This is a genomic window from Streptomyces sp. NBC_00683 (assembly GCF_036226745.1).
In the GTDB taxonomy this organism is placed as follows: domain Bacteria; phylum Actinomycetota; class Actinomycetes; order Streptomycetales; family Streptomycetaceae; genus Streptomyces.
In genome coordinates this window covers 6,230,509-6,252,981 of the sequence record NZ_CP109013.1, presented here as the reverse complement: position 1 = coordinate 6,252,981, position 22,473 = coordinate 6,230,509, and the positions used below count along the sequence as shown (strand labels likewise).

Genomic DNA, 22,473 nt, shown 5'->3' with positions numbered 1-22,473 from the left:
TGCGCAAGAGCGCAGTCCGCGATCCGGACTGCGCCCCGCCTCACACTGCCCGCCCTCAGGCGTTGCTGGCAGCCACCCAGCGCTCCAGCGCCCGCTTGGCGGCACCTGAGTCGATCGATTCCGCGGCCTTCGCGATGCCGGCCGCGATCTGCTCGTTCAGCGTGCCCTCGCCCGGGTCGAGCGCGACCAGCGCGGCGGCGGAGTTGAGGAGCACCGCCTCGCGTACGGGACCTGTCTCCCCGTCCAGCATCCGCCGGGCGACGTCCGCGTTGTACGAGGCGTCGGCACCGCGCAGCGCCGAGACCGGTACCAGGTCCAGGCCGACGTCCCGCGGGTCGAACGCCTCTTCGCGCACGGCACCGTCCCGGACGACCCAGACCCGGGAGGTCGCCGTGGTGGTCAGCTCGTCGAGGCCGTCGTCGCCCCGGAAGACCAGCGCCGAATTGCCCCGGTCGGCGAGCACTCCGGCGACGATGGGCGCCATCTTGAGGTCGGCGACACCGACGGCCTGGGAGCGCACCTGGGCGGGGTTGGTGAGCGGGCCGAGGATGTTGAAGGTGGTCGGCGTGCCGAGCTCCTTGCGGGCCCTCGCCGCGTGCCGCAGCGCGGGGTGGAACTTCACCGCGAAGCAGAAGGTGATGCCCGCTTCCTCGGCGACCCGGACGACGCCCTGCGGGGTCAGCTCCAGGTTGACGCCGAGCTTCTCGAGCACGTCGGAGGCCCCGCTCGCCGAGGAGGAGGCGCGGTTGCCGTGCTTGACGACCTTGGCGCCGGTCCCGGCGACGACGATCGCCGACATGGTGGAGATGTTGACCGTCTTGGCCAGGTCCCCGCCGGTGCCCACGATGTCGACCGTGCGGCCGGGTACCTGGATGGTGTGGGCGTGCTCGTACATGGTGCGTACGAGTCCGGTGACCTCGTCGACGGTCTCACCCTTGGCACGCAGTGCGATCACGAAGCCGGCGATCTGCACGTCGGTGGCTTCGCCGCTCATGATGCGGTCCATGGCCCACGCGGTGTCCTCGGCCGTCAGGCTCTCGCCGCGCAGGAGGGGCATCAGCACGCCGGGCCAGGAACGGTCCGCCACGCTGTCGCCGCCGTCCGGGGTCACAACGTTCATGGTCCGCTCCTGGGGTCCACAGCCGATAAAAGGATCCCCCCACCCTATCCAGCCCCGGGGACAGCGAAGAGCCCCGTCCATCGAATGGACGGGGCTCCCGCTGTGGCGATCAGCTCAGGTGATCAGTGGTGGCCGTGGCCGCTGGTGATCTCCTTGTACTCCTCGGCGGAGGGCTTGGCGATCTGGCTCTGCTCGCCGTAGTAGCTCTTGCTGAGCTTGGCCCGCAGCTTCTGCAGCGCCGAAGGCTTGCGCTCGACACCGTTCTCGTCGACCGTCGGGCCGATCTCGACCGGCTTGTACTGCTCGTGCGCGGTGAGCGTGTGCAGCTGGCCCTGGCTGAGCGGCTCGTGGATCTCGACGAACTCACCGTGCGGCAGGCGCTTGATGGTGCCGGACTCGCGTCCGTGCAGCACCTTGTCCCTGTCGCGGCGCTGGAGGCCGAGGCAGATCCGCTTCGTCACGATGAACGCGATGACCGGGCCGACGAAGATGAAGATCCGGACGAACCACGAGATGGCGTTCAGCGACAGGTGGAAGTGCGTGGCCCACAGGTCGTTTCCACCGCCGATGAAGACGATGACGTACTCGGTGATCCATGCGACACCGAAGGCCGTACGGGTCGGGGCGTTGCGCGGGCGGTCCAGGATGTGGTGCTCGCGCTTGTCCCCGGTGACCCAGGACTCGATGAAGGGGTAGACCGCGATCGCCGCGAGCACGAGGCCGAAGGCCGTCAGCGGGATGAACACACCCAGGACGAGCGTGTGACCCCACAGGTTGATCTCCCAGCCCGGCATCACTCGGATCAGACCCTCGGCGAAGCCCATGTACCAGTCGGGCTGGGCGCCGGTGGACACCTGGTCCGGGCGGTACGGGCCGAGGGCCCAGATCGGGTTGATCGAGGCGATGCCCGCGATGACGGTGATGACACCGAAGACGAGGAAGAAGAACCCTCCGGCCTTCGCCATGTACACCGGCAGCAGCGGCATGCCGACGACGTTCTTGTTCGTCTTGCCGGGACCCGCGAACTGCGTGTGCTTGTGGTAGAAGACCAGGATCAGGTGGGCCACGACCAGGCCGAGCATGATGCCCGGCAGCAGCAGGATGTGGATCGAGTAGAACCGGGCCACGAAGTCGCCGCCGGGGAACTCCCCGCCGAACAGGAACATCGAGAGGTACGTACCGACGATCGGCGTCGCCAGGATCGCGCCCTGGGTGAAGCGGACACCCGTACCGGAGAGCAGGTCGTCCGGGAGCGAGTAGCCGGTGAACCCGGTGAACATGCCCAGGACGAACAGCAGGAAGCCGAACATCCAGTTGATCTCACGGGGCTTGCGGAACGCACCCGTGAAGAAGACGCGCATCATGTGCACGAACATGCCGGCCAGGAAGATCAGCGCGGCCCAGTGGTGGATCTGCCGTACGAGCAGACCACCGCGGACGTCGAAGCTGATGTCCAGCGTCGAGGCGTAGGCCTCGGACATCCGGATGCCCTGCATCGGCTCGTACGAGCCGTGGTACACGACCTCGTTCATGCTCGGGTGGAAGAACAGCGTCAGATACACACCCGTGAGGATGATGATGATGAAGCTGTAGAGGCAGATCTCACCGAGCATGAAGGACCAGTGGTCCGGGAAGATCTTGCGCATGTTGGCCTTGGCCAGGCCGTAGATGCCCAGCCGGCCGTCAGCCCAGTCGGCTACCCGCTCACCGGCGGGCGCCTTGCGCTTTGAATCCGTCGCAGTAGTCATCCGCGCTCCCAGAAGGCAGGACCGACGGGCTCTTCGAAGTCGCCGAGCGCCTCGAGGTTGCCCTCGCTGTTCACACCGATCCGCAGCTGCGGGAGGGCGTGACCGGCCGGACCGAAGATGACGCGGGCGCCGTCGGAGAGGTCGAAGGTGGACTGGTGGCACGGGCAGAGCACGTGGTGCGTCTGCTGCTCGTACAGGCTGATCGGGCAGCCGACGTGGGTACAGATCTTGGAGAAGGCCACGATTCCCTCGTGGGCCCACTCACGCTCGCGCTTGTCCTTGATGTTGTCCGGCTCGATGCGGATGATCATCAGGGCGGCCTTGGCGATCTGCGTCTGGAAGTCGTGCGCGTCCTCCTCCAGGCCCTCGGGCATGGCGAAGGTCAGCGAACCGACGACGACGTCCTCGGGACGAAGCGGCTCCATCGTGTTCATGTTGATGAGCTGCTTGCCCTTGGCCCACAGGGTCACGCGGAGCTTCTTCTCCGGCAGCGGGCCGAGGTCGCGCAGCAGCATGACACCGGAGAGCGGCACCAGGGCCAGCGCGCCGAACATGGTGTTGCGGATCAGCTTGCGCCGCCCGATCGCGGACTCCTCGGCACCGTCCGCGAAGTCGGCGAGAACCTTCGCCTTGACCTCGGGCTCGGCCTCGATGGCGTGCCGGTCGTCGGCGACCTCCACGTCGGACATCAGGGTGCGCGCCCAGTGGACGGCCCCCGCTCCGATGCAGAAGAGCGCCACGCCCAGGGTCAGGCCCAGGGAGAAGTTGAGCGAGCTCACGTGCCCGAACGGCCAGATGTAGACGATCTGGTCGACCGGGAAGATGACGTAGGAGGCGATGAACGCCACCGTCGCCAGCATGGACAGCGTGAACATGAAGGCGACTGCTCGCTCGGAGCGGCGCGCGGCACGTTCGTCGATGTCCTGGATGCGCGGCCGGTGGGCCGGCAGCCCGGGGTCGGCGAACGGATCGCCGGCACCCTCTACCGCGCCGTGCGCGGTGTCCTGCTCTGCGGGCAGGACCTCTTCTGGAATCTCTTGGCTACTCATGACTTCTTGGCCTTAGCGGTGTGGGCCGCGACCCAAACGGCAATTGCGACAAGGGCGCCGAGCCCGAAGACCCACGCGAACAGACCTTCACTGACCGGTCCGAGACCGCCGAGGCTGAGGCCACCGGGGGTTTCGGCATCATCGCCGTTGACGGTCTTGATGTACGCGATGATGTCCTTCTTCTGCTGCTCCGGCATGGTGCTGTCGGGGAAGGACGGCATGCTCTGCGGGCCGGTCTGCATGGCCTGGTAGATGTGCTTCGGGCTCACGCCTTCGAGGTTCGGGGCGTACTTGCCGTACGTCAGCGCGCCGCCCTCACCTGTGAAGTTGTGGCACTGCGCGCAGTTCGTGCGGAACAGGTCGCCGCCCCTGGCCACGTCGGCGCCCGCGGGGTCGACCTGGCTGTCGGTCGGGGTGATCGGACCGGCGCCCAGCGACGCGACGTACGCCGCGAGCTGGTCGATCTCGGCCTGGGAGTAGATGACCGGCTTCTTCGGTACCTGGGCACCCGGCTGCTGGGCCGGCATACGTCCGGTACCGACCTGGAAGTCGACGGCGGCGGAGCCGACGCCCACGAGGGACGGCCCGTCGGAGGTGCCCTGACCGCCGGTTCCGTGGCAGCTGGCGCAGCCTACGGAGTAGAGCTTCTTGCCCTCGTCGATGGCGAGGGACTGGGCGGTTTCGTCGGCCTGCGCCTTACCCGCAGGCGCAAACGCGGCGTACAGCCCCCCGGTAGCCGCCAGCGCGAGGAGTAGTACGACGACCGCCGCCAGCGGATGGCGTCGTCGTGCGGAGAGCTTTTTCACGGATTACCCCGGTGTCAGGATCTTCTGCGTCGATGGTGGGTGGGTGCGAGCCCGGTTACTTGATCATGTAGATCGTGGCGAACAGGCCGATCCAGACGACATCGACGAAGTGCCAGTAGTAGGACACGACGATGGCGGCGGTGGCCTGCTCGTGGGTGAATCTCGAGGCCGCGTATGTCCTGCCGAGTACGAGCAGGAAGGCGATGAGACCGCCTGTCACATGCAGACCGTGGAAGCCGGTCGTCAGGTAGAACACCGAGCCGTACGGGTCGGAGGACAGGGAGAGACCCGCCTCCTTGACCAGCTCGGTGTACTCCAGGACCTGGCCTCCGATGAAGATCGCACCCATCACGAACGTGATGATGAACCAGGTGCGGAGCTTCTTCACATCGCCCCGCTCCGCGGCGAATACGCCGAGCTGGCAGGTGAGAGAGGAAAGCACCAGGATCGTGGTGTTCGTCGCCGAGAACGGGAAGTTCAGATGGTGAGCCATCTCCTTCCAGTGAGCGGGTCCCATCACCGATCGCAGGGTGAAGTACATCGCGAAGAGGGCCGCGAAGAACATCAGCTCGGAACTCAACCAGATGATGGTTCCGACGCTGGTGAGGTTCGGCCGATTGACCGACGGGTGCGCGTGCCCGGTTTCTACTGTCGTTGCTGTCGCCACGACCGACATTATGTCGGTCGCTTATCCCGCCCTCACTCCGGGGGGTGCCGTTCGGTGTGTCAGTGGGGTGTGTCCTCACCGAACGGCCCAGCGAAACGCTGTCATTAACGGTGCTGACAGGCTGTCCGCCGGAGTACGATCCGCCCAACGGTTCATGCCCCGAGAGCTCAGAGCGCCCCGAAGACACAGATGTCACGGAGGAACAATGCAGCCGACCGCCACGGTCCTGGTCTACAGCGACGACGCCAACACCCGTGAGCAGGTGAGGCTGGCCGCGGGCCGCAGGCCTGCGGCCGACGTGCCTCAGGTGGAGTTCCTGGAGTGCGCGACCCTCCCGGCCGTCCTGAGCGCGCTGGACGGTGGCGGTGTCGATGTCTGCGTACTGGACGGCGAGACGGCTCCGGCGGGCGGTATGGGTGTCTGCCGGCAGATCAAGGACGAGATCTTCGACTGCCCGCCGGTGCTCCTGCTGATCGGGCGCCCCCAGGACGCCTGGCTGGCCACGTGGAGCCGTGCGGACGCCTCTGTGACGCATCCGGTGGACCCGGTCGACTTCGCGGACGCCCTGGCCTCCCTGCTGCGCCACAGGCTGTCCGTGGAGGCCTGAGGCGGAGGGGCCCCGAACCCCTCCACGGTGTCCTTCGAGGGCGCGGCGCACTCCCGGCCGGGTCAGACCTGGGGGCGCAGTCGCGCCGCCTCGACGTCGGTGCCCGAGTCCGGTGTGCCGCCCCCGTGCAGGGCGCTGCCCTTCCGCCAGGCGTCCCAGTCCAGGTTCCAGTCGCCGAAGCCGTTGTCGAACGGCGTCATCGTCTCGCCGTCGCTCCCGACGACCTTGACGATGTCGCCCTCGCGTACGGTCTCGAAGAACCATTGGGCGTTGGCGGTGCTCATCCCCGTGCAGCCGTGGCTGACGTTGGCGCTGCCCTGTGAACCGGTCGACCAGGGCGCCGCGTGGACGTACTCACCGCTCCATGTGACGCGTGTCGCCCAGTAGACGGGCAGGTCGTACGACTCCGAGGAGCCGGCGGCGATGCCGATGCTCTCCCCGCGCATGCGTACGAACTGCTCCTTGGCCAGCACCACCTTGACGCCGTTGCGCGTGTCGAAGCCGGGCTTGCCCGTGGTGACCGGCAGGGTGTTGATCACCTCACCGTTGCGCAGCACGGTCATGGAGTGGTCGGAGGCGTCGGTGATCGCTTCTATGCGGTCGCCGGTCGTGAGCTTCAGCGGCTTCGTGGCGGCCCCGTAGAGGGCGTTGCTGACCTTGATGCCCTTGAGGTTGCTGCGGACGTCGATGGTGGCGGCGGAGGGCCAGTACTCCTTGGGCCGGTAGTGCAGGGTCTTGTCGTCGACCCAGTACCAGGAGCCCGTGACCGCGGGCGTGGACCGGACCTGCAGCCCGCGCTCCACGGTGGCCCTGGCCGCCTTGTCCTTGACCGGAGCGCTGAGTTCCGCCGTGAGGGGCTGTCCGACGCCGTAGGTGCCCGCCTGCGGGCCGAAGGCGACCTTGAGGAACTTCTTGGCCGAGGTCGTCCCGAAGGCGTAGGTGCGGCTGCCGGGAGCCCCGTCCCCGTTCTCGGTGGAGACCTTGACGGTGTACCGGGTGCCGGCGGCGAGCGAGGTGGTGGAGTGCCACCGCCGTCCGTCGGCGGCGAGTTCGCCCGCCAGATGGCGGCCCTGCGTGTCGACGGCCGTCACATCGGTGATGCGTACGTCTTCATCCTTGACGGTGACTTCGAGGGGCTTGTCGGGGTCGGCCTTCTCGCCCTTGGAGGGGCCGTTGAAGGAGACCAGGTCGGCCGCGTCGTACGGCTTCAGCGACAACGGATGGCCATCGGGTTCGCCACAGGCGGTCGCACCTGCAACCAGGGTCACGACCAGCAGAGTGCAGCTCACTACGGTGCGGATGCGCGGCGTGTGGTTCATGAACCCACGCTAAGAAGATTCATCCGATCCAGCGCGTTCAGTGACTGCAAACGGGGGCCCGCCCCGCTCATTACTGAGCGGGGCGGGCCCCCGTAAGGGTGTAACGGGTCCTACGGACGGCGCGGTCTCACTGGGTGCGGTTCTCACCGCGGTAGTACTCGAAGACCCAGCCGAAGAGGCCGATCAGCAGCAGCGGGGCCGAGAAGTAGGCCAGCCACCAGCCGAAGACGACGCCCAGGAAGAGGAGGGCGCCACCGATGGCCAGCGAGAGCGGCTGCCAGCTGTGCGGGGAGAAGAAGCCCACTTCACCGGCTTCGTCCGCGACATCGGCTTCCTTGTTGTCCTGGGCCATCTTGTCGACCCTGTTGGCCGTGAAGGCCAGATAGAAGCCGATCATGACGGTCAGGCCGAAGGACAGGACGAGCGCGGTGGTACCCACCGGCTCCTTGGACCAGACGCCGTACGTGATGGCCATGGCCAGCATGAAGACGCTCAGCCAGATGAACAGCTTGCCCTGGATCTTCACTTGCCGGCCTCCTTGCCGCCGACGAGGACCTTGTCACCATCGGAGTGGTGCTCCAGCAGCTCGAGTGCTGCGATCTCCGGGTGGTGCAGGTCGAACGCCGGGGATTCGGAACGGATCCGCGGCAGCGTGAGGAAGTTGTGCCGCGGGGGCGGGCAGGACGTCGCCCATTCGAGCGAACGGCCGTAGCCCCACGGGTCGTCGACCTCGATCTTCTTGCCGTACTTGGCGGTCTTCCACACGTTGTAGAAGAACGGCAGCATCGACAGGCCGAGCACGAAGGAGGAGATCGTCGAGATCGTGTTCAGCGCGGTGAAGCCGTCCGCCGCGAGGTAGTCCGCGTAACGACGGGGCATACCTTCCGCGCCGAGCCAGTGCTGCACCAGGAACGTGCCGTGGAAGCCCACGAACAGCGTCCAGAAGGTCATCTTCCCGAGCCGCTCGTCCAGCATCTTGCCGGTGAACTTCGGCCACCAGAAGTGGAATCCGGCGAACATCGCGAAGACCACGGTGCCGAAGACGACGTAGTGGAAGTGCGCCACGACGAAGTACGAGTCGGAGACGTGGAAGTCCAGGGGCGGCGAAGCCAGGATCACGCCGGTCAGACCACCGAAGGCGAAGGTGATGAGGAAGCCGACGGACCAGAGCATCGGTGTCTCGAAAGACAAAGACCCCTTCCACATCGTGCCGATCCAGTTGAAGAACTTCACACCGGTCGGTACCGCGATGAGGAATGTCATGAACGAGAAGAACGGCAACAGCACACCGCCCGTGACGTACATGTGGTGCGCCCACACCGTCACCGAGAGGCCGGCGATGGAGATGGTCGCCGCGATGAGACCGATGTAGCCGAACATCGGCTTCCGGCTGAAGACCGGAATGATCTCGGAGACGATTCCGAAGAACGGCAGAGCAATGATGTACACCTCTGGATGGCCGAAGAACCAGAAGAGGTGCTGCCAGAGCAATGCGCCGCCATTGGCCGCGTCGAAGACATGCGCACCGAATTTACGGTCCACCTCCAGCGCGAAGAGCGCGGCGGCCAGGACCGGGAACGCCAGCAGGACCAGAACACCGGTCAGCAGGACGTTCCAGGTGAAGATCGGCATGCGGAACATCGTCATGCCGGGTGCGCGCATGCAGATGATCGTGGTGATGAAGTTGACCGAGCCGAGGATCGTGCCGAAGCCGGAGAAGGCCAGACCCATGATCCACATGTCGGCACCGATACCGGGCGAACGGACCGCGTCCGAAAGCGGGGCATAGGCGAACCAGCCGAAGTCGGCCGCACCCTGCGGGGTGAGGAAGCCGGCCACCGCGATGATCGAGCCGAAGAGGTACAGCCAGTACGCGAACATGTTCAGCCGCGGGAACGCCACGTCGGGCGCGCCGATCTGCAGCGGCATGATCCAGTTCGCGAACCCTGCGAACAGCGGCGTCGCGAACATCAGCAGCATGATCGTGCCGTGCATCGTGAACGCCTGGTTGAACTGCTCGTTCGACATGATCTGCGTGCCCGGCCTGGCCAGCTCGGCGCGCATGAAGAGCGCCAGCAGGCCACCGATGCAGAAGAAGGCGAACGACGTGATCAGGTACATCGTGCCGATGGTCTTGTGGTCAGTGGTGGTCATCCACTTGACGACGACACTCCCCGGCTGCTTGCGCCGTACCGGCAGCTCGTCCTCGAACGAGTCGTCTGCTGCCGCGGCACCCTGGGATTCATTGAGGATGCTCACAGTTTGTTCGTCTCCGCATTCCTGGCCGGGTCCGTCTGCTCGATGCCTGCCGGCACGTAGCCCGTCTGACCCTTCTCCGCCAGCTCCTTGAGGTGCTGCTGGTAACGCTCCGGAGAGACGATCTTGACGTTGAAGAGCATCCGGGAGTGGTCGACGCCGCAGAGCTCGGCGCACTTGCCCATGTAGGTGCCCTCCTTGTTCGGAGTCACCTCGAAGGAGTTCGTGTGGCCCGGGATGACGTCCTGCTTCATGAGGAACGGCACCACCCAGAAGGAGTGGATGACGTCACGCGAAGTCAGTACGAAGCGGACCTTCTCGCCCTTCGGCAGCCACAGGGTCGGACCCGGGTTGCCGGTCTGCGGGTTCCTCGTACCGGGGATGCCCACGTCGTAGACGCCGCCGGCGTCCGCGGGGAAGTCCTTGCGGTACTTGTCGGGGATGGCGTCGAGTTCCTTCGGGATCTCGCCGCCCGTGGAGGGCGAGCCCTCCACGTTCTCGATGTAGTTGAAGCCCCAGCTCCACTGGTAGCCGACCACGTTGATGGTGTGGGCGGGCTTCGGTGTGAGCTCGAGGAGCTTCGATTCATCGCGTGCGGTGAAGTAGAAGAACACCGAGACGATGATGAGGGGTACCACTGTGTACAACGCCTCGATGGGCATGTTGTACCTGGTCTGCTGAGGTACCTCCACCTTGGTCCGGCTACGCCGGTGGAAGATGACGCTCCAGATGATCAGCCCCCAGACGAGGACACCCGTGGCGAGCGCTGCCGCCCACGAGCCCTGCCAGAGGGACAGGATGATCGGGGCCTCTTCCGTTACCGGGGTGGGCATACCGAGGCGTGGGAAATCCTCCCAGTTGTATGAACAACCGGAGGCCGTCGCCAGGACCAGGCCCGCAGTCAGCACCTGCGGCAGCTTCCGCCGCATCGGGCGCCGCGACAAGCGGTCGGAGCCGTTGGGACTCACGTAGCGCCTTCCCGAGAGTCTCGCCCGCACGGTCGGCGCGCCCGTCTCACTTGGTCGGTCGCCGGCCCTGACGCGGGCAGGGGTTTGGATGTTTATGCGGACCAAACCCTACTGGACGCTATTTGGGGTCGCGCGGGGAGGGTGCCCAACGCGCCGCCCGACTCCCCGAAGGGGTGGAATCCGGCCCTCCGGCGGTCATCTGACGCCCCCTCTCCCGGCTCGGACGGCCACCCGCCCCCAGGTGGGCGCCGGTGCGGGCTAGCGTGGCGGTGTGTCCTACTTCGATACCGCCTCCTCCGCCCCCCTGCATCCCGTCGCCCGCCAGGCGCTGCTTGCCTCGCTGGACGAGGGCTGGGCCGATCCCGCCCGCCTGTACCGCGAGGGGCGGCGGGCCGGACTGCTGCTCGACGCGGCCCGGGAGGCCGCGGCCGAGGCGGTCGGATGCCGGCCGGACGAGCTCGTCTTCACCTCCTCGGGCACCCGGGCGGTGCACTCCGGGGTGGCCGGGGCGCTCCACGGCCGTCGGCGTGTCGGCCGCCATCTGGTGGTCTCCGCCGTCGAGCACTCGTCGGTCCTGCACGCGGCCGCGGCGCTGGAGGCGGCGGGCGGGTCGTTCACCGAGGTGCCGGTGGACCGGGCCGGCGCGGTGGACCCGTCGGCGTACGGCCGGGCGCTGCGGGCGGACACGGCGCTGGCCTGCCTGCAGTCGGCCAACCATGAGGTGGGAACCGTGCAGCCGGTGGCCGCGACCGCCGAGATCTGCGCCGCCGCGGGCGTGCCCCTCCTGGTGGACGCCGCACAGTCGCTGGCGTGGGGGCCGGTGCCCGGCGGCTGGTCGCTGCTGACCGCCAGCGCCCACAAGTGGGGCGGACCCGCGGGAGTCGGCCTGCTCGCCGTCCGCAAGGGTGTCCGGTTCGCCGCTCAAGGCCCCGCCGACGAAAGGGAGTCGGGCCGCGCCGCGGGCTTCGAGAACATCCCGGCGATCGTGGCCGCGGCGGCCTCGCTGCGTGCGGTGCGCGCCGAGGCGGCGGCGGAGTCCGTACGGCTGCGGGTCCTGGTGGACCGTATCCGCACCACCGTGGCCGGTGTGGTGCCCGATGTGGAGGTGGTCGGCGATCCGGTGCGGCGGCTGCCGCATCTGGTCACCTTCTCCTGTCTCTATGTCGATGGAGAGACCCTGCTGCATGAGTTGGACCGGGCGGAATTCTCTGTTTCATCCGGTTCGTCCTGCACGAGCAGCACGCTGACTCCCAGCCATGTCCTCAAGGCCATGGGGGTGCTCACGGAGGGGAACATCCGCGTGTCGCTCCCCGCCGGGACCACCGACGCCGAGGTCGACCGGTTCCTCGAGGTGCTTCCGGGCCTGGTGGCGGGTGTGCGGGAGAAGCTCGGGGCTCCCGTTGCGGCGGCCCCCTCCCCCGCCCCGCACGCCTCGCTCGTCGTCGACGCGCTCGGCAGGCGCTGCCCGATTCCGGTGATCGAGCTCGCAAAAGTGATCGGAGAAGTACCCGTGGGCGGCACGGTGACGGTCCTCGCCGACGACGAGGCCGCCCGGCTCGACATTCCCGCCTGGTGCGAGATGCGCGAGCAGGAGTACGTGGGTGAGGAGCCGGCGGACCGGGGTTCGGCCTTCGTGGTCCGCCGGCTCCTGTGAGCCCGTCCTAGGAGAGGTGCGCCCGGACCTCGATGGCGGCCTCGTCGCCGTACGCCTTGGTGAAGCGGTCCATGAAGTGGGTGCGGCGCAGGGTGTACTCCTGGGTGCCGACCGTCTCGATGACCAGGGTCGCGAGCATGCAGCCGACCTGGGCGGCACGCTCCAGGCCCACGCCCCACGCGAGGCCGGAGAGGAATCCGGCCCGGAAGGCGTCGCCGACGCCGGTGGGGTCGGCCTTCCGCTCCTCCTCGGCGCAGCCGACCTCGATCGGGTCCTGACCGGCCTGCTCGATGCGGACGCCGCGGGCGCCGAGGGTGGTGACGCGGTGGCCGACCCTGGAGAGGATCTCCTCGTCGCTCCAGCCGGTCTTGGACTCGATGAGCCCCTTCTCGTACTCGTTGGAGAAGAGGTACGTGGCGCCGTCGAGGAGGATCCGGATGTCGTCGCCGTCCATCCGGGCGATCTGCTGCGAGAAGTCCGCGGCGAACGGAATGCTCCGCGAGCGGCACTCCTCCGTGTGGCGGAGCATCGCCTCGGGGTCGTCGGCGCCGATGGAGACGAGGTCGAGGCCGCCGACGCGGTCGGCGACGCTCTTCAGCTCGATCAGCCGCGCCTCGCTCATCGCGCCGGTGTAGAAGGAGCCGATCTGGTTGTGGTCGGCGTCCGTCGTACAGACGAAGCGGGCCGTGTGCAGGACCTCGGAGATCCGGACCGAGTCGGTGTCGACGCCGTGCCGGTCGAGCCAGGCGCGGTACTCGTCGAAGTCGGCCCCGGCGGCGCCGACCAGGATCGGCCGGGCGCCGAGCATGCCCATGCCGAAGGCGATGTTGGCGCCGACACCTCCGCGGCGCACGTCGAGGTTGTCGACCAGGAAGGAGAGGGAGACCGTGTGCAGCTGGTCCGCGACGAGCTGGTCGGCGAATCGGCCGGGGAAGGTCATCAGGTGGTCGGTGGCGATGGAGCCGGTGACTGCAATGCGCACGGGGAGGCTGCTCCTGCGGAAGTCGGAGGGGACGGGTGAGCGCGCCCTCCGGGACGGCATGACAGTTCACGCTACCCGGTGGCGCCACCGGACCCGAAGGGGAAAACTACCCGATAGTAGGTCTTTCTACCTGAGGTCCACCGTGCGTACGGTGCGGATATGTCGAACAACATCGTTCCGCGTGAGTCCGAGATGAGCCTGGCCGAGTTGCGGGGTGACTGCGCACGGATGGCGCCCCACTGGGTCGTACCCGTGAAGACTGCCACTGAGCCGGTGACACCGTCCTTGATTCACGGGGTCACGGTGCCGCCGTCCTCGGCCCGCCTGATCGACGCCATGTCCGAGTACGGGGACTGACCGGGGCACTCGTCCGGTAGGGGCGGCTCCCCCGCGCACCGCGGTGGAACCGCACGCTCCCCTGCTCCGTCCCACCGTTGTCCCCACTCGGGGGACAGGCGTTGAGCCAGTGGCGGCTATGCAGTCGAAGGAGCGATCCGGTGAGCACCGAGCAACCCGAGAATGACGTGACCGGCCCCCGGCGGCGGCGTTCACCGCTCGCGGTGGCGTCGGTGGCGGCAGCTGTGCTGATCGCCGGCGGCGGCGGTGCGTACTGGGCCTCGACCGCTGCGGGCGACGGCGGGGACGCGAGCAGCCCTGCCGCCGGCGACGGCTCTCCACCCCTGCTCTCCCTGGACGTTTCGGCGGACAGCCCGTCGACGCCTCCGCAGGGCATCGCGCCGGGCGAGCCGGACCCCCATGGCAGCGGGACCGTCTACCGCGCCTCGGGAGACCTGCCCGACGGCCCCGGCAAGGCCGCCGTCCACCGCGCGACGGGGACGGTGACCTCGGCCGAGGTGGCGCGCCTGGCGAAGGCCCTCGGGGTGCAGGGAACGCCGCGCGCCGAAGGCACCTCCTGGAAGGTGGGAGTCGACGGGGACGGGTCGGGCCCGATCCTGCGGGTGACCAAACAGGCACCGGGCACCTGGACCTTCGCCCGGTACGGCTCCGGCGGCCCGGACGCGTGCGAGTCGACCACCGTCTGCTCGAAGGACACGGCACCGGGACCCGGCACCGGCTCACCGGTGAGCGAGAAGGCCGCCAAGGCCGCGGCCGTTCCGGTGCTCAAGGCCGTGGGGCAGGACGATGCCGCACTCGACGCGGGCCAGGTGATGGGCTCCGTACGGGTGGTGAATGCCGACCCGGTGGTCGGCGGGCTGCCGACCTACGGCTGGTCCACCGGGATCCAGGTGGGCACCGGGGGCGAGGTCGTCGGCGGCAGCGGGCAGGTGAAGGGCCTGACGAAGGGCGATACCTACCCGGTGATCAGTGCGGACGAGGCGCTGAAGCAGCTGAACGCGCAGAGCCGGCAGAACACGAAACCGTCGGTCGGCGGCTGCGCGACGCCCGTACCGCTGGAGGGCGACCCGTCCTCGCCGAAGACCGGCTGCGGCTCGTCGCGGAGCGGGGCGCCGGTGGCCACCACCGTGACGGTCGACAAGGCTGTCCTGGGGCTCGCGGCGCAGTATGTGGACGGGGAGCAGACGCTCGTCCCGTCGTGGCTCTTCTCCGTACGGCCCGACGGGGGCGGCCCGGGGAGCACCGTCACGCAGGTCGCCGTGGACCCGGACTACCTGGCGGAGAAGGACGGCACCGAGCCGGCGCCCGAGCCCACGAAGGACCCGGGTGACGCGACCGGCAGCGGGCGGCAGATCATCTCGTACAGCGCCGACGGGCGGACGCTGGACGTGACGTTCTGGGGCGGCGTCTGCAGCACGTACGCGGCACACGCCAAGGAGAGCGGGTCCACGGTCCGGGTGACCGTCACGGAGTCGAAGCCGGAGCCCGGGAAGGCCTGCATCATGATCGCCAAGGAACTGACCCGGACGGTGACACTGGACGCGCCGCTCGACGGCCGGAAGGTGCTCGACGCCTCGGGCGCGACGGTGCCGCGCGCCTGAGCCCGCACCGCACACGGACGACAGCGGCGGCGCTCCCGGAGTCCGGGGGCGCCGCCGCTGTCGTATCAGGCTTAGCTGAAGGAGTCACCGCAGGCGCAGGAGCCCGTGGCGTTCGGGTTGTCGATCGTGAAGCCCTGCTTCTCGATCGTGTCCACGAAGTCGACCGAGGCGCCGCCCAGGTACGGGGCGCTCATCCGGTCGGTGACAACCTTGACGCCGCCGAAGTCCTTCACGACGTCGCCGTCGAGCGAGCGCTCGTCGAAGAAGAGCTGGTAGCGCAGGCCGGAGCAACCTCCGGGCTGAACGGCGACGCGCAGAGCGAGGTCGTCACGGCCCTCCTGCTCCAGAAGGGTCCTGACCTTGTCTGCGGCGGCGTCGGACAGGAGGATGCCGTCGCTCACGGTGGTGGTCTCGTCCGATACGGACATCTGCTTCTCTCCCGGGTTGTACGGAGTGCTTGCCGACGGTCCAACCATCGGGGCCTCGGATTCATTCCGGGCCGGGCGCTTGTCTGTTCCCTTCATGCTCGCACACCGCACCCTCGGCGGGATGCGTCACATCGACGCTATCGGCATCGTCAATCCGACGCGAGCCGGTTATGATAGATAGCGTCAATTAGACGAAAAGGCTTGTTCGCAGAGTTCGCAGAAAAGAAAGGGTGCGTGTCGTGACCACCGCCCAGCCCCTGGATGTCCAGCCGACACCCCTCGCCCTGCTGCTTCTCGGCCGCGAGGCCGACCCGAGGAGCGAGCGCGGCGTCGAATGCCCCGGCGACCTGCCCTCCCCGTCCGACCCGGACCTGGTGGAGCGCGCTCGCGCAGCCAAGGAGAAGCTCGGGGACAAGGTCTTCGTCCTCGGACACCACTACCAGCGCGACGAGGTCATCCAGTTCGCGGACGTCACCGGCGACTCCTTCAAGCTCGCCCGGGACGCGGCGGCGCGGCCCGAGGCGGAGTACATCGTCTTCTGCGGCGTGCACTTCATGGCCGAGTCCGCGGACATCCTGACCGGTGACGACCAGAAGGTCGTCCTGCCGGACCTCGCCGCGGGCTGCTCGATGGCCGACATGGCCACCGCGGAGCAGGTCGCCGAGTGCTGGGACGTGCTGACGGATGCCGGCGTCGCCGACCGGGTCGTGCCGGTCTCGTACATGAACTCCTCCGCCGACATCAAGGCCTTCACCGGCCGGCACGGCGGGACGATCTGCACCTCGTCCAACGCGAAGCGGGCACTGGAGTGGGCCTTCGAGCAGGGCGAGAAGGTGCTCTTCCTGCCGGACCAGCACCTGGGGCGCAACACGGCCGTGCGGGACATGGGGATGACCCTGGAGGACTGCGTCCTCTACAACCCGCACAAGCCGAACGGCGGCCTCACCGCCGAGGAGCTGCGGAACGCGAAGATGATCCTGTGGCGCGGGCACTGCTCGGTGCACGGGCGCTTCTCGGTCGAGTCCGTCAACGACGTGCGGGAGCGGATCCCGGGTGTCAACGTGCTCGTCCACCCGGAGTGCAAGAACGAGGTCGTGGCAGCCGCGGACTACGTGGGCTCGACGGAGTACATCATCAAGGCCCTGGAGGCGGCCCCGGCCGGTTCGAAGTGGGCCATCGGTACGGAGCTGAACCTGGTGCGCCGCCTGGCGAACCGTTTCGCCGCGGAGGACAAGGAGATCGTCTTCCTCGACAAGACGGTGTGCTTCTGCTCGACGATGAACCGGATCGACCTGCCGCACCTGGTGTGGACGCTGGAGTCGCTGGCCGAGGGGAACCTCGTCAACCGGATCCAGGTCGACCCGGAGACGGAGAAGTACGCGAAGCTGGCGCTGGAGCGGATGCTGGCGCTGCCGTAGGGAGTCGCCCGCAAGGGGGAAGGCCCCCGATGCCGCTGTGCGGCGTCGGGGGCCTTCCTGTGTCGCTACGAGGGCCCGTCAGGCCTTCGCGGGCTCCGGCTCGTCGGAGGTGGCTTCCTCCGGCGTCCCGGGGGCCGTGACGCCCGCCTTCGCCTCGCGCTTGGCCGCCTTCTTCTTGGCGCGGCGCTCCTTGCGGAGCTCGACCATCGCGTACAGCGTCGGCACCAGGAGCAGCGTCAGCAGCGTGGAGGTGATCAGACCGCCGATCACCACGACCGCCAGCGGCTGGGAGATGAACCCGCCCTCGCCGGTGACGCCGAGCGCCATCGGGAGCAGGGCGAAGATCGTCGCCAGTGCCGTCATCAGGATCGGGCGCAGACGGTGGCGGCCGCCCTCGACGACTGCCTCGACGACGCCCATTCCCTGCGATCGGTACTGGTTGATCAGGTCGATCAGCACGATCGCGTTCGTCACCACGATGCCGATCAGCATCAGCATGCCGATCATCGCCGGGACGCCCATCGGGGTGCCGGTGACGACGAGGAGGCCGATGGCTCCGGTCGCCGCGAACGGGATGGAGACCAGCAGGATCAGCGGCTGGATGAGCGACCGGAAGGTGGCCACCAGCAGCATGAAGACGATCGCGATGGCCGCCAGCATGGCGAGGCCCAGCTTCATGAAGGCGTCGTCCTGGTCCTGGGAGACGCCGCCGATGGATGCGGTGGCGCCGTCCGGGAGGTCCAGGGCGTTGATCTTCGTCTGGAGCGCGGCGCTGACCGCGCCCGTGTTGTCGCCGGTCGGCTTGGCGGTGATCGTCGCCGCGCGCTGTCCGTCGATCCGGGTCATCGTGACCGGGCCGGGGACGAGCTTCACGTCGGCGATCTGGCCGAGCTCGACCGGGCCGAGCTTCAGGGCCTTCAGTTCGGCCATGGTGGTGGCCGGGTTGGACGACTTCACGATGACGTCACGCTCGGTGTCGTCCATGATCGCCTTGCCGGACGGGGTGCCGCGCACCGCACCGGCGACCGCCGCGCCGAGCGTGGTCTCGTTGAATCCGGCGTCCGCGGCCTTGTCGTTGGCCTTGACCGAGATGCGCGGAACGCTCTGCGCCAGGTCGCTCTGGACGTCGGTGACGTCGTCGAGCTTCGCGACCTCGGTCCGCACCGCTTCGGAGGCCTTCTTCAGGATGTCCGCGTCGGCGGCCTTCACCACGACGCTCAGGTCCTGGCTGCCGAAGCCGTCGCCCGCTGCGATCGTCGTGTCGCCGATGCCGTCGAGCTTGCCGAGGGCCTCGTCGATCCGGTCCTGGGTGGCGTCGAAGTCCGCCGAGTCCTTGAGGGTGACCTGGTAGGAGGCCTGGTTGGCTCCCGTACCGCCGCCGAAGGCCGCCATGAAGCCGGAGGAGCCGACGGTGACCTGGTAGTCCTTGACGCCCTCGTCGGCCGCGAGGACCTTCTCGACCTTCTGCGCGGCGGCGTCGGCCGCCTCCAGGCTGGTGCCCGGGGTCAGCTCCTGCTTGATGGAGAGGACTTCCTGCTCACCCTGGTCGAAGAAGTTGGTCTTCAGCAGGGGCGCCATTCCGAAGGTGCCGAACAGCACCACGAAGGCGATGACGATGCTGGTGATACGGCGCCGGGTCGCGAAGCGCAGCACGGGGACGTAGATCCGCTGGAGCCGGCTCGCGGCTTCCTTCTCCTCGGCCTTGCGGCGCGCCTCGTCCGGGTTCTCGGCGGTGCCCTTGGGGGCGCGCAGGAACCAGTACGAGAGGACCGGGACCACGGTCAGCGAGACCAGCAGGGAGGCCAGCAGGGCCGCGGTGACGGTCAGGGAGAACGAACCGAAGAGCTGGCCCACCATGCCGCCCACCAGACCGATGGGCAGGAAGACCGCGACGGTGGTGAGCGTGGAGGAAGTGACCGCGCCGGCCACTTCCTTGACCGCGGTGATGATCGCCGAATGGCGCTCCTCGCCGTAGCCGAGGTGCCGCTTGATGTTCTCCAGGACCACGATCGAGTCGTCGACGACCCGGCCGATCGCGATCGTCAGGGCGCCGAGCGTGAGCATGTTCAGCGAGAGGTCGCGGGTCCAGAGCACGATCAGCGCGAGGACCACGGACAGCGGGATGGAGACCGCGGTGACCAGGGTCGAGCGGATCGACGCGAGGAAGACCAGGATCACGATGACCGCGAAGAGCAGGCCGAGCGCGCCCTCGGTGGTCAGGCCGGAGATCGCCTTGGAGACGGCCGGTCCCTGGTCCGAGACGACGGTCAGTTCCGCACCGGAACCGAGGTCCTTGCGCAGGTCGGGCAGCTTGTCCTGGACGGCGTCCGAGATGGCGACGGCGCTGCCGTCCTTGTCCATCGTGGCCATCACGGCGAGGCTCGGCTTGCCGTTCGTACGGGTGATGGAGACCGCGGTGGAGGGCTCCTGCTCCACCGTGGCGATGTCGCCGACGCGGACCGGCTTCCCGGGCTTGCCGGTGGCGGGGTTCTGCGCGGAGACCTTCAGGTCCTCGATCTGCTTCAGCGAGGTGAAGGAGCCGCCCACCTGGATGGTGCGGCTCTTGCCCGCCTCGGAGAAGGAACCGGCCGGGACCGTGGCACCGCCGGCCTGGAGGGCCTGGGCCAGCGAGCCGGCGTTCAGACCGGCGGCGGCGAGCTTCCTGTCGTCGGGGACGACGGAGACCTGGAGTTCCTGGACGCCGTCGACCGCGACCTGGCCGACGCCGTCGATGTCCTCGATGGCCGGGACGACCGTGCGGTCCAGCTGGTCGGCGAGCGCCTGCTGGTCCTTGTCGGACGTGACGGCGAGGACGACGGTCGGGATGTCGTCCGTCGAACCGGCGATGACCTGCGGGTCGACGTCCTCGGGCAGCTGGATGCGGGCACGGTTCACGGCCTGCTGGATGTCCGCGACGAGCTGCTTGGTGCCTTCGTCACCGAAGTCGAAGCTCGCCATGATGACGGCGTTGCCCTCGCTGGCGGTCGACGTGATGCCCTCGACGCCGTCGACGGCCTTGATGGCGTTCTCGAGGGGTTCGACGACCTGCTTCTCGACCACATCGGGGGACGCACCCTGGTAGGGGGCCAGCACCGACACCATCGGGAGTTCGATGGTGGGCAGCAGCTGCTGCTTGAGCTGCGGGATCGCGATCGCTCCGAAAACGAGCGCGACGATCGAGATCAGCCCGATAAGGGCCCTTTGCGCGAGGCTGAATCTGGACAGCCAGGACATGGGTGGGTCTCTCTTCTGTGGCTTACGCGGCAGATGGGCGGCTGCTCAAGGAGCAGAAAAGGGGGACACAGCCCGCCCGTCTATACGATCGCCGATCCGGGGGACGGATTCGTCGCCCCCCGGGTTGCATTCTTATGCCGCGCATACCGCAGGTGGAGTACGCCGGATCTCCACCCGTCACTCCGCCCTGGGACGCACCAGGCCCGATTCGTACGCAATCACAACCAATTGGGCGCGGTCCCGGGCGCCCAGCTTCGCCATGGCCCTGTTCACATGGGTCTTCACGGTGAGCGGGCTGACGGCGAGCCGCTCGGCGATCTCGTCGTTGGAGTGCCCGCCCGCGACCAGGACGAGCACCTCGCGCTCCCGCACGGTGAGCGCGCCGAGCCGCTCGGCGTACGCCGCGGCGTCCGGGCCCTCGCCCGCGCTGCCGCCCTGGGCGAGGAACGTGGCGATGAGCCCCTTCGTCGCCACCGGGGAGAGCAGCGCCTCCCCTGCCGCGGCGATGCGGATGGCGTTGAGCAGCTCGTCCGGTTCGGCGCCCTTGCCGAGAAAGCCGGACGCACCGGCACGCAGGGACTGCACCACGTACTCGTCCACCTCGAAGGTGGTGAGCATGACGACCCGTACACCCGCCAGATCCGGATCGGCGCTGATCATCCGGGTGGCGGCGAGCCCGTCGGTGCCGGGCATCCTGATGTCCATCAGCACCACATCGGCGCGGGTCGAGCGGGCCAGTTCCACCGCCTGTGCGCCGTCCGCGGCCTCACCGACGACCTGCATGTCGGGCTCCGAGTCGACCAGCACCCGGAACGCGCTGCGCAGCAGCGCCTGGTCGTCGGCGAGCAGCACCTTGATCGGTGTCATGCGTGTCCCCCCGTGCTGTCCGCCGTGCCCGGCCTCTCCGGCTCACCCGTGCGGGTCATGACGGGCAGGATCGCATGGACGCGGAATCCGCCGCCGTAACGGGGGCCCGCGGTGAGGGTGCCGCCGAGCGCGGTGACGCGTTCGCGCATGCCGATGAGGCCGTGGCCGCCGCTGTCGCGCTCCTCGTACGGGCCCGTTCCGTCGTCCCCGGTCCTCGGCGCGCCCCTGCCGTTGTCCAGCACCGTGATCTCCGCGGTGCTCCCGACCCGTACGACACTCACCTCGGCCTTCGCGTCCGCGCCCGCGTGCTTGCGCACATTGGTGAGCGCCTCCTGGATGACCCGGTACGCCGCCAGGTCGACGGCCGCGGGCAACGGGCTGTCCCGGTCGGTGCAGGCCACCTCGACGGGGAGTCCCGCGTTGCGGAAGGTGTCGACGAGCTCGCCGAGGACCGCGAGGCCGGGGGCCGGTTCGGTGGGCGCCGCGGGGTCGCCGGACTGGCGCAGCAGCCCGACCGTGTTCCTGAGCTCGCCCAGTGCGGAGCGGCTGGCCTCCCGGACATGGGCGAGCGCCTCCTTGGCCTGGTCCGGGCGCTTGTCCATGACGTGGGCGGCGACCCCGGCCTGGACGTTGACCAGGGCGATGTGGTGGGCGACGACGTCGTGCAGGTCCCGGGCGATCCGCAGCCGCTCCTCGGCGACCCGCCGGCGGGCCTCCTCCTCGCGGGTGCGCTCGGCCCGCTCGGCGCGTTCCCTGATCGCGTCGATGAACGCGCGCCTGCTGCGGACGGCGTCGCCGGCGGCCGCGGCCATACCGGTCCAGGCGAAGACGCCGAGGTTCTCCTGGCTGTACCAGGGCGTCGAGCCGACCACCATCGCCGCCACGGTCAGCACCGCCATCGTCAGCAGTCCGACCCGCCAGGTGGTGGGGCGGTCGGTGCGGGACGCGACGGTGAAGAGCGCGATGACCGCGCTCATCACCACGGGGGCGGGCGGGTCCATGAGGATGAACTCGGCGGTGGACAGCAGCCCGGTCACGGCGAGTACCGCCATGGGATCGCGCCGCCGCAGCACGAGTGCCCCGGCGCCGAGCACCATCAGGAGCACGCTCGACGGTTCGGGGGTGCGGATGCCGAAGATCGGCCCGTGCCCCGGGTTCGGCTCCGCGAAGGACGCACAGATCATGCAGGCGAGCACGGCCAGGGCAAGCGCCGCGTCGAAGGCCAGAGGATGGCCGCGCAGCCAGCGTCGGGCGCGCACGAACCCGGTTCCGAGGGTGGTCACGTCAAGCAACGGTACGGCGTGTCGCGCCCTTTCCCGTCCCGGTGGTGTGCGGATCCGACCACGGAGCAGCCACGTACCACTGTGCCCCGCGCCGGTGGTACCGGGCGGG

General features: G+C 68.6%; 19 protein-coding genes. 5 read left to right on the top strand and 14 right to left on the bottom strand.

Annotation, left to right across the window (positions count from 1 at the left end; all coding sequences use genetic code 11):
* Window positions 1-55: 55 nt before the first annotated feature.
* From trpD to ctaE, 5 genes are all read right to left on the bottom strand, one after another.
* Window positions 56-1,120: an anthranilate phosphoribosyltransferase gene (gene trpD / locus OG257_RS27895; RefSeq protein WP_329211897.1), complete on the bottom strand. Its 1,065-nt coding sequence runs from the start codon at window positions 1,118-1,120 to the stop codon at window positions 56-58.
* A gap of 122 nt (window positions 1,121-1,242) precedes the next feature.
* Window positions 1,243-2,868 (bottom strand): cytochrome bc1 complex cytochrome b subunit, encoded by a 1,626-nt coding sequence (qcrB, locus tag OG257_RS27890; RefSeq protein ID WP_329211896.1) that lies wholly within the window; start codon window positions 2,866-2,868, stop codon window positions 1,243-1,245.
* A complete protein-coding gene (gene qcrA / locus OG257_RS27885; protein WP_329211894.1) occupies window positions 2,865-3,917 on the bottom strand; it encodes a cytochrome bc1 complex Rieske iron-sulfur subunit in 1,053 nt (350 codons plus the stop codon). The genes qcrB and qcrA overlap by 4 nt, the downstream gene beginning before the upstream one ends.
* Window positions 3,914-4,723 (bottom strand): cytochrome bc1 complex diheme cytochrome c subunit, encoded by an 810-nt coding sequence (gene qcrC, locus OG257_RS27880; protein ID WP_329211892.1) that lies wholly within the window; start codon window positions 4,721-4,723, stop codon window positions 3,914-3,916. Before qcrC ends, qcrA begins: the two co-directional genes overlap by 4 nt.
* 55 nt (window positions 4,724-4,778) lie before the next feature.
* Window positions 4,779-5,399 (bottom strand): aa3-type cytochrome oxidase subunit III, encoded by a 621-nt coding sequence (ctaE, locus tag OG257_RS27875; RefSeq protein WP_329211890.1) that lies wholly within the window; start codon window positions 5,397-5,399, stop codon window positions 4,779-4,781.
* Between the two features lie 196 nt (window positions 5,400-5,595).
* Here ctaE and OG257_RS27870 point away from each other — a divergent pair, with 196 nt between their 5' ends.
* On the top strand, window positions 5,596-5,997 hold the full coding sequence (locus OG257_RS27870) for a hypothetical protein (RefSeq protein ID WP_329211888.1): 402 nt from the start codon (window positions 5,596-5,598) through the stop codon (window positions 5,995-5,997).
* Window positions 5,998-6,059: 62 nt separating this feature from the next.
* Here the strand turns inward: OG257_RS27870 and OG257_RS27865 are convergent, their stop codons facing one another.
* From OG257_RS27865 to ctaC, 4 genes are all read right to left on the bottom strand, one after another.
* Entirely contained in the window at window positions 6,060-7,316 is a 1,257-nt protein-coding gene (locus tag OG257_RS27865) for a L,D-transpeptidase (protein ID WP_329211886.1), read from the bottom strand.
* A 127-nt stretch (window positions 7,317-7,443) separates the two neighbouring features.
* Complete coding sequence (locus OG257_RS27860; protein WP_329211884.1) at window positions 7,444-7,842, bottom strand: cytochrome c oxidase subunit 4; 399 nt, start codon at window positions 7,840-7,842, stop codon at window positions 7,444-7,446.
* Window positions 7,839-9,575: an aa3-type cytochrome oxidase subunit I gene (gene ctaD / locus OG257_RS27855; RefSeq protein ID WP_329211882.1), complete on the bottom strand. Its 1,737-nt coding sequence runs from the start codon at window positions 9,573-9,575 to the stop codon at window positions 7,839-7,841. The genes OG257_RS27860 and ctaD overlap by 4 nt, the downstream gene beginning before the upstream one ends.
* Window positions 9,572-10,540 carry an aa3-type cytochrome oxidase subunit II gene (gene ctaC / locus OG257_RS27850; protein WP_329211880.1) on the bottom strand — a complete coding sequence of 323 codons (969 nt, stop codon included), beginning with the start codon at window positions 10,538-10,540 and terminating at the stop codon, window positions 9,572-9,574. The genes ctaD and ctaC overlap by 4 nt, the downstream gene beginning before the upstream one ends.
* 271 nt (window positions 10,541-10,811) lie before the next feature.
* Between ctaC and OG257_RS27845 the strand changes: the two genes are divergently transcribed.
* Window positions 10,812-12,194, top strand: coding sequence for a cysteine desulfurase/sulfurtransferase TusA family protein (locus tag OG257_RS27845; protein ID WP_329211878.1), 1,383 nt, complete (start codon window positions 10,812-10,814; stop codon window positions 12,192-12,194).
* Window positions 12,195-12,201: 7 nt separating this feature from the next.
* Here OG257_RS27845 and OG257_RS27840 read toward each other — a convergent pair whose 3' ends face one another.
* A complete protein-coding gene (locus OG257_RS27840) occupies window positions 12,202-13,176 on the bottom strand; it encodes a carbohydrate kinase family protein (protein ID WP_329211876.1) in 975 nt (324 codons plus the stop codon).
* A 159-nt stretch (window positions 13,177-13,335) separates the two neighbouring features.
* Here OG257_RS27840 and OG257_RS27835 point away from each other — a divergent pair, with 159 nt between their 5' ends.
* Window positions 13,336-13,533, top strand: coding sequence for a hypothetical protein (locus OG257_RS27835; RefSeq protein ID WP_329211874.1), 198 nt, complete (start codon window positions 13,336-13,338; stop codon window positions 13,531-13,533).
* A 140-nt stretch (window positions 13,534-13,673) separates the two neighbouring features.
* Window positions 13,674-15,134, top strand: a complete 1,461-nt coding sequence (locus OG257_RS27830; protein WP_329211872.1) for a hypothetical protein — start codon at window positions 13,674-13,676, stop codon at window positions 15,132-15,134.
* 71 nt (window positions 15,135-15,205) lie between these two features.
* Here the strand turns inward: OG257_RS27830 and OG257_RS27825 are convergent, their stop codons facing one another.
* A complete protein-coding gene (locus OG257_RS27825) occupies window positions 15,206-15,562 on the bottom strand; it encodes a HesB/IscA family protein (RefSeq protein WP_056784314.1) in 357 nt (118 codons plus the stop codon).
* Between the two features lie 230 nt (window positions 15,563-15,792).
* On the opposite strand from OG257_RS27825, the gene nadA reads away from it, so the two are divergent.
* A complete protein-coding gene (gene nadA / locus OG257_RS27820) occupies window positions 15,793-16,980 on the top strand; it encodes a quinolinate synthase NadA (RefSeq protein WP_329211870.1) in 1,188 nt (395 codons plus the stop codon).
* A gap of 78 nt (window positions 16,981-17,058) precedes the next feature.
* Here nadA and OG257_RS27815 read toward each other — a convergent pair whose 3' ends face one another.
* The 3 genes from OG257_RS27815 to OG257_RS27805 form a co-directional block, all read right to left on the bottom strand.
* A complete protein-coding gene (locus OG257_RS27815; RefSeq protein WP_329211869.1) occupies window positions 17,059-20,214 on the bottom strand; it encodes an efflux RND transporter permease subunit in 3,156 nt (1,051 codons plus the stop codon).
* Window positions 20,215-20,391: 177 nt separating this feature from the next.
* A complete protein-coding gene (locus OG257_RS27810) occupies window positions 20,392-21,081 on the bottom strand; it encodes a response regulator transcription factor (RefSeq protein ID WP_329211868.1) in 690 nt (229 codons plus the stop codon).
* On the bottom strand, window positions 21,078-22,364 hold the full coding sequence (locus OG257_RS27805) for a histidine kinase (protein WP_329211867.1): 1,287 nt from the start codon (window positions 22,362-22,364) through the stop codon (window positions 21,078-21,080). Before OG257_RS27805 ends, OG257_RS27810 begins: the two co-directional genes overlap by 4 nt.
* Between the last annotated feature and the right edge of the window lie 109 nt (window positions 22,365-22,473).

What these genes read in the sequence shown, in the direction of transcription:
- ctaE (WP_329211890.1), bottom strand. Translation starts at nt 5,399, where the DNA reads ATGTCGGTCGTGGCGACAGCAACGACAGTAGAAACCGGGCACGCGCAC.
- qcrB (WP_329211896.1), bottom strand. Translation starts at nt 2,868, where the DNA reads ATGACTACTGCGACGGATTCAAAGCGCAAGGCGCCCGCCGGTGAGCGG.
- OG257_RS27810 (WP_329211868.1), bottom strand. Translation starts at nt 21,081, where the DNA reads ATGACACCGATCAAGGTGCTGCTCGCCGACGACCAGGCGCTGCTGCGC.
- OG257_RS27835 (WP_329211874.1), top strand. Translation starts at nt 13,336, where the DNA reads ATGTCGAACAACATCGTTCCGCGTGAGTCCGAGATGAGCCTGGCCGAG.
- OG257_RS27815 (WP_329211869.1), bottom strand. Translation starts at nt 20,214, where the DNA reads ATGTCCTGGCTGTCCAGATTCAGCCTCGCGCAAAGGGCCCTTATCGGG.
- OG257_RS27865 (WP_329211886.1), bottom strand. Translation starts at nt 7,316, where the DNA reads ATGAACCACACGCCGCGCATCCGCACCGTAGTGAGCTGCACTCTGCTG.
- trpD (WP_329211897.1), bottom strand. Translation starts at nt 1,120, where the DNA reads ATGAACGTTGTGACCCCGGACGGCGGCGACAGCGTGGCGGACCGTTCC.
- qcrA (WP_329211894.1), bottom strand. Translation starts at nt 3,917, where the DNA reads ATGAGTAGCCAAGAGATTCCAGAAGAGGTCCTGCCCGCAGAGCAGGAC.
- OG257_RS27870 (WP_329211888.1), top strand. Translation starts at nt 5,596, where the DNA reads ATGCAGCCGACCGCCACGGTCCTGGTCTACAGCGACGACGCCAACACC.
- OG257_RS27825 (WP_056784314.1), bottom strand. Translation starts at nt 15,562, where the DNA reads ATGTCCGTATCGGACGAGACCACCACCGTGAGCGACGGCATCCTCCTG.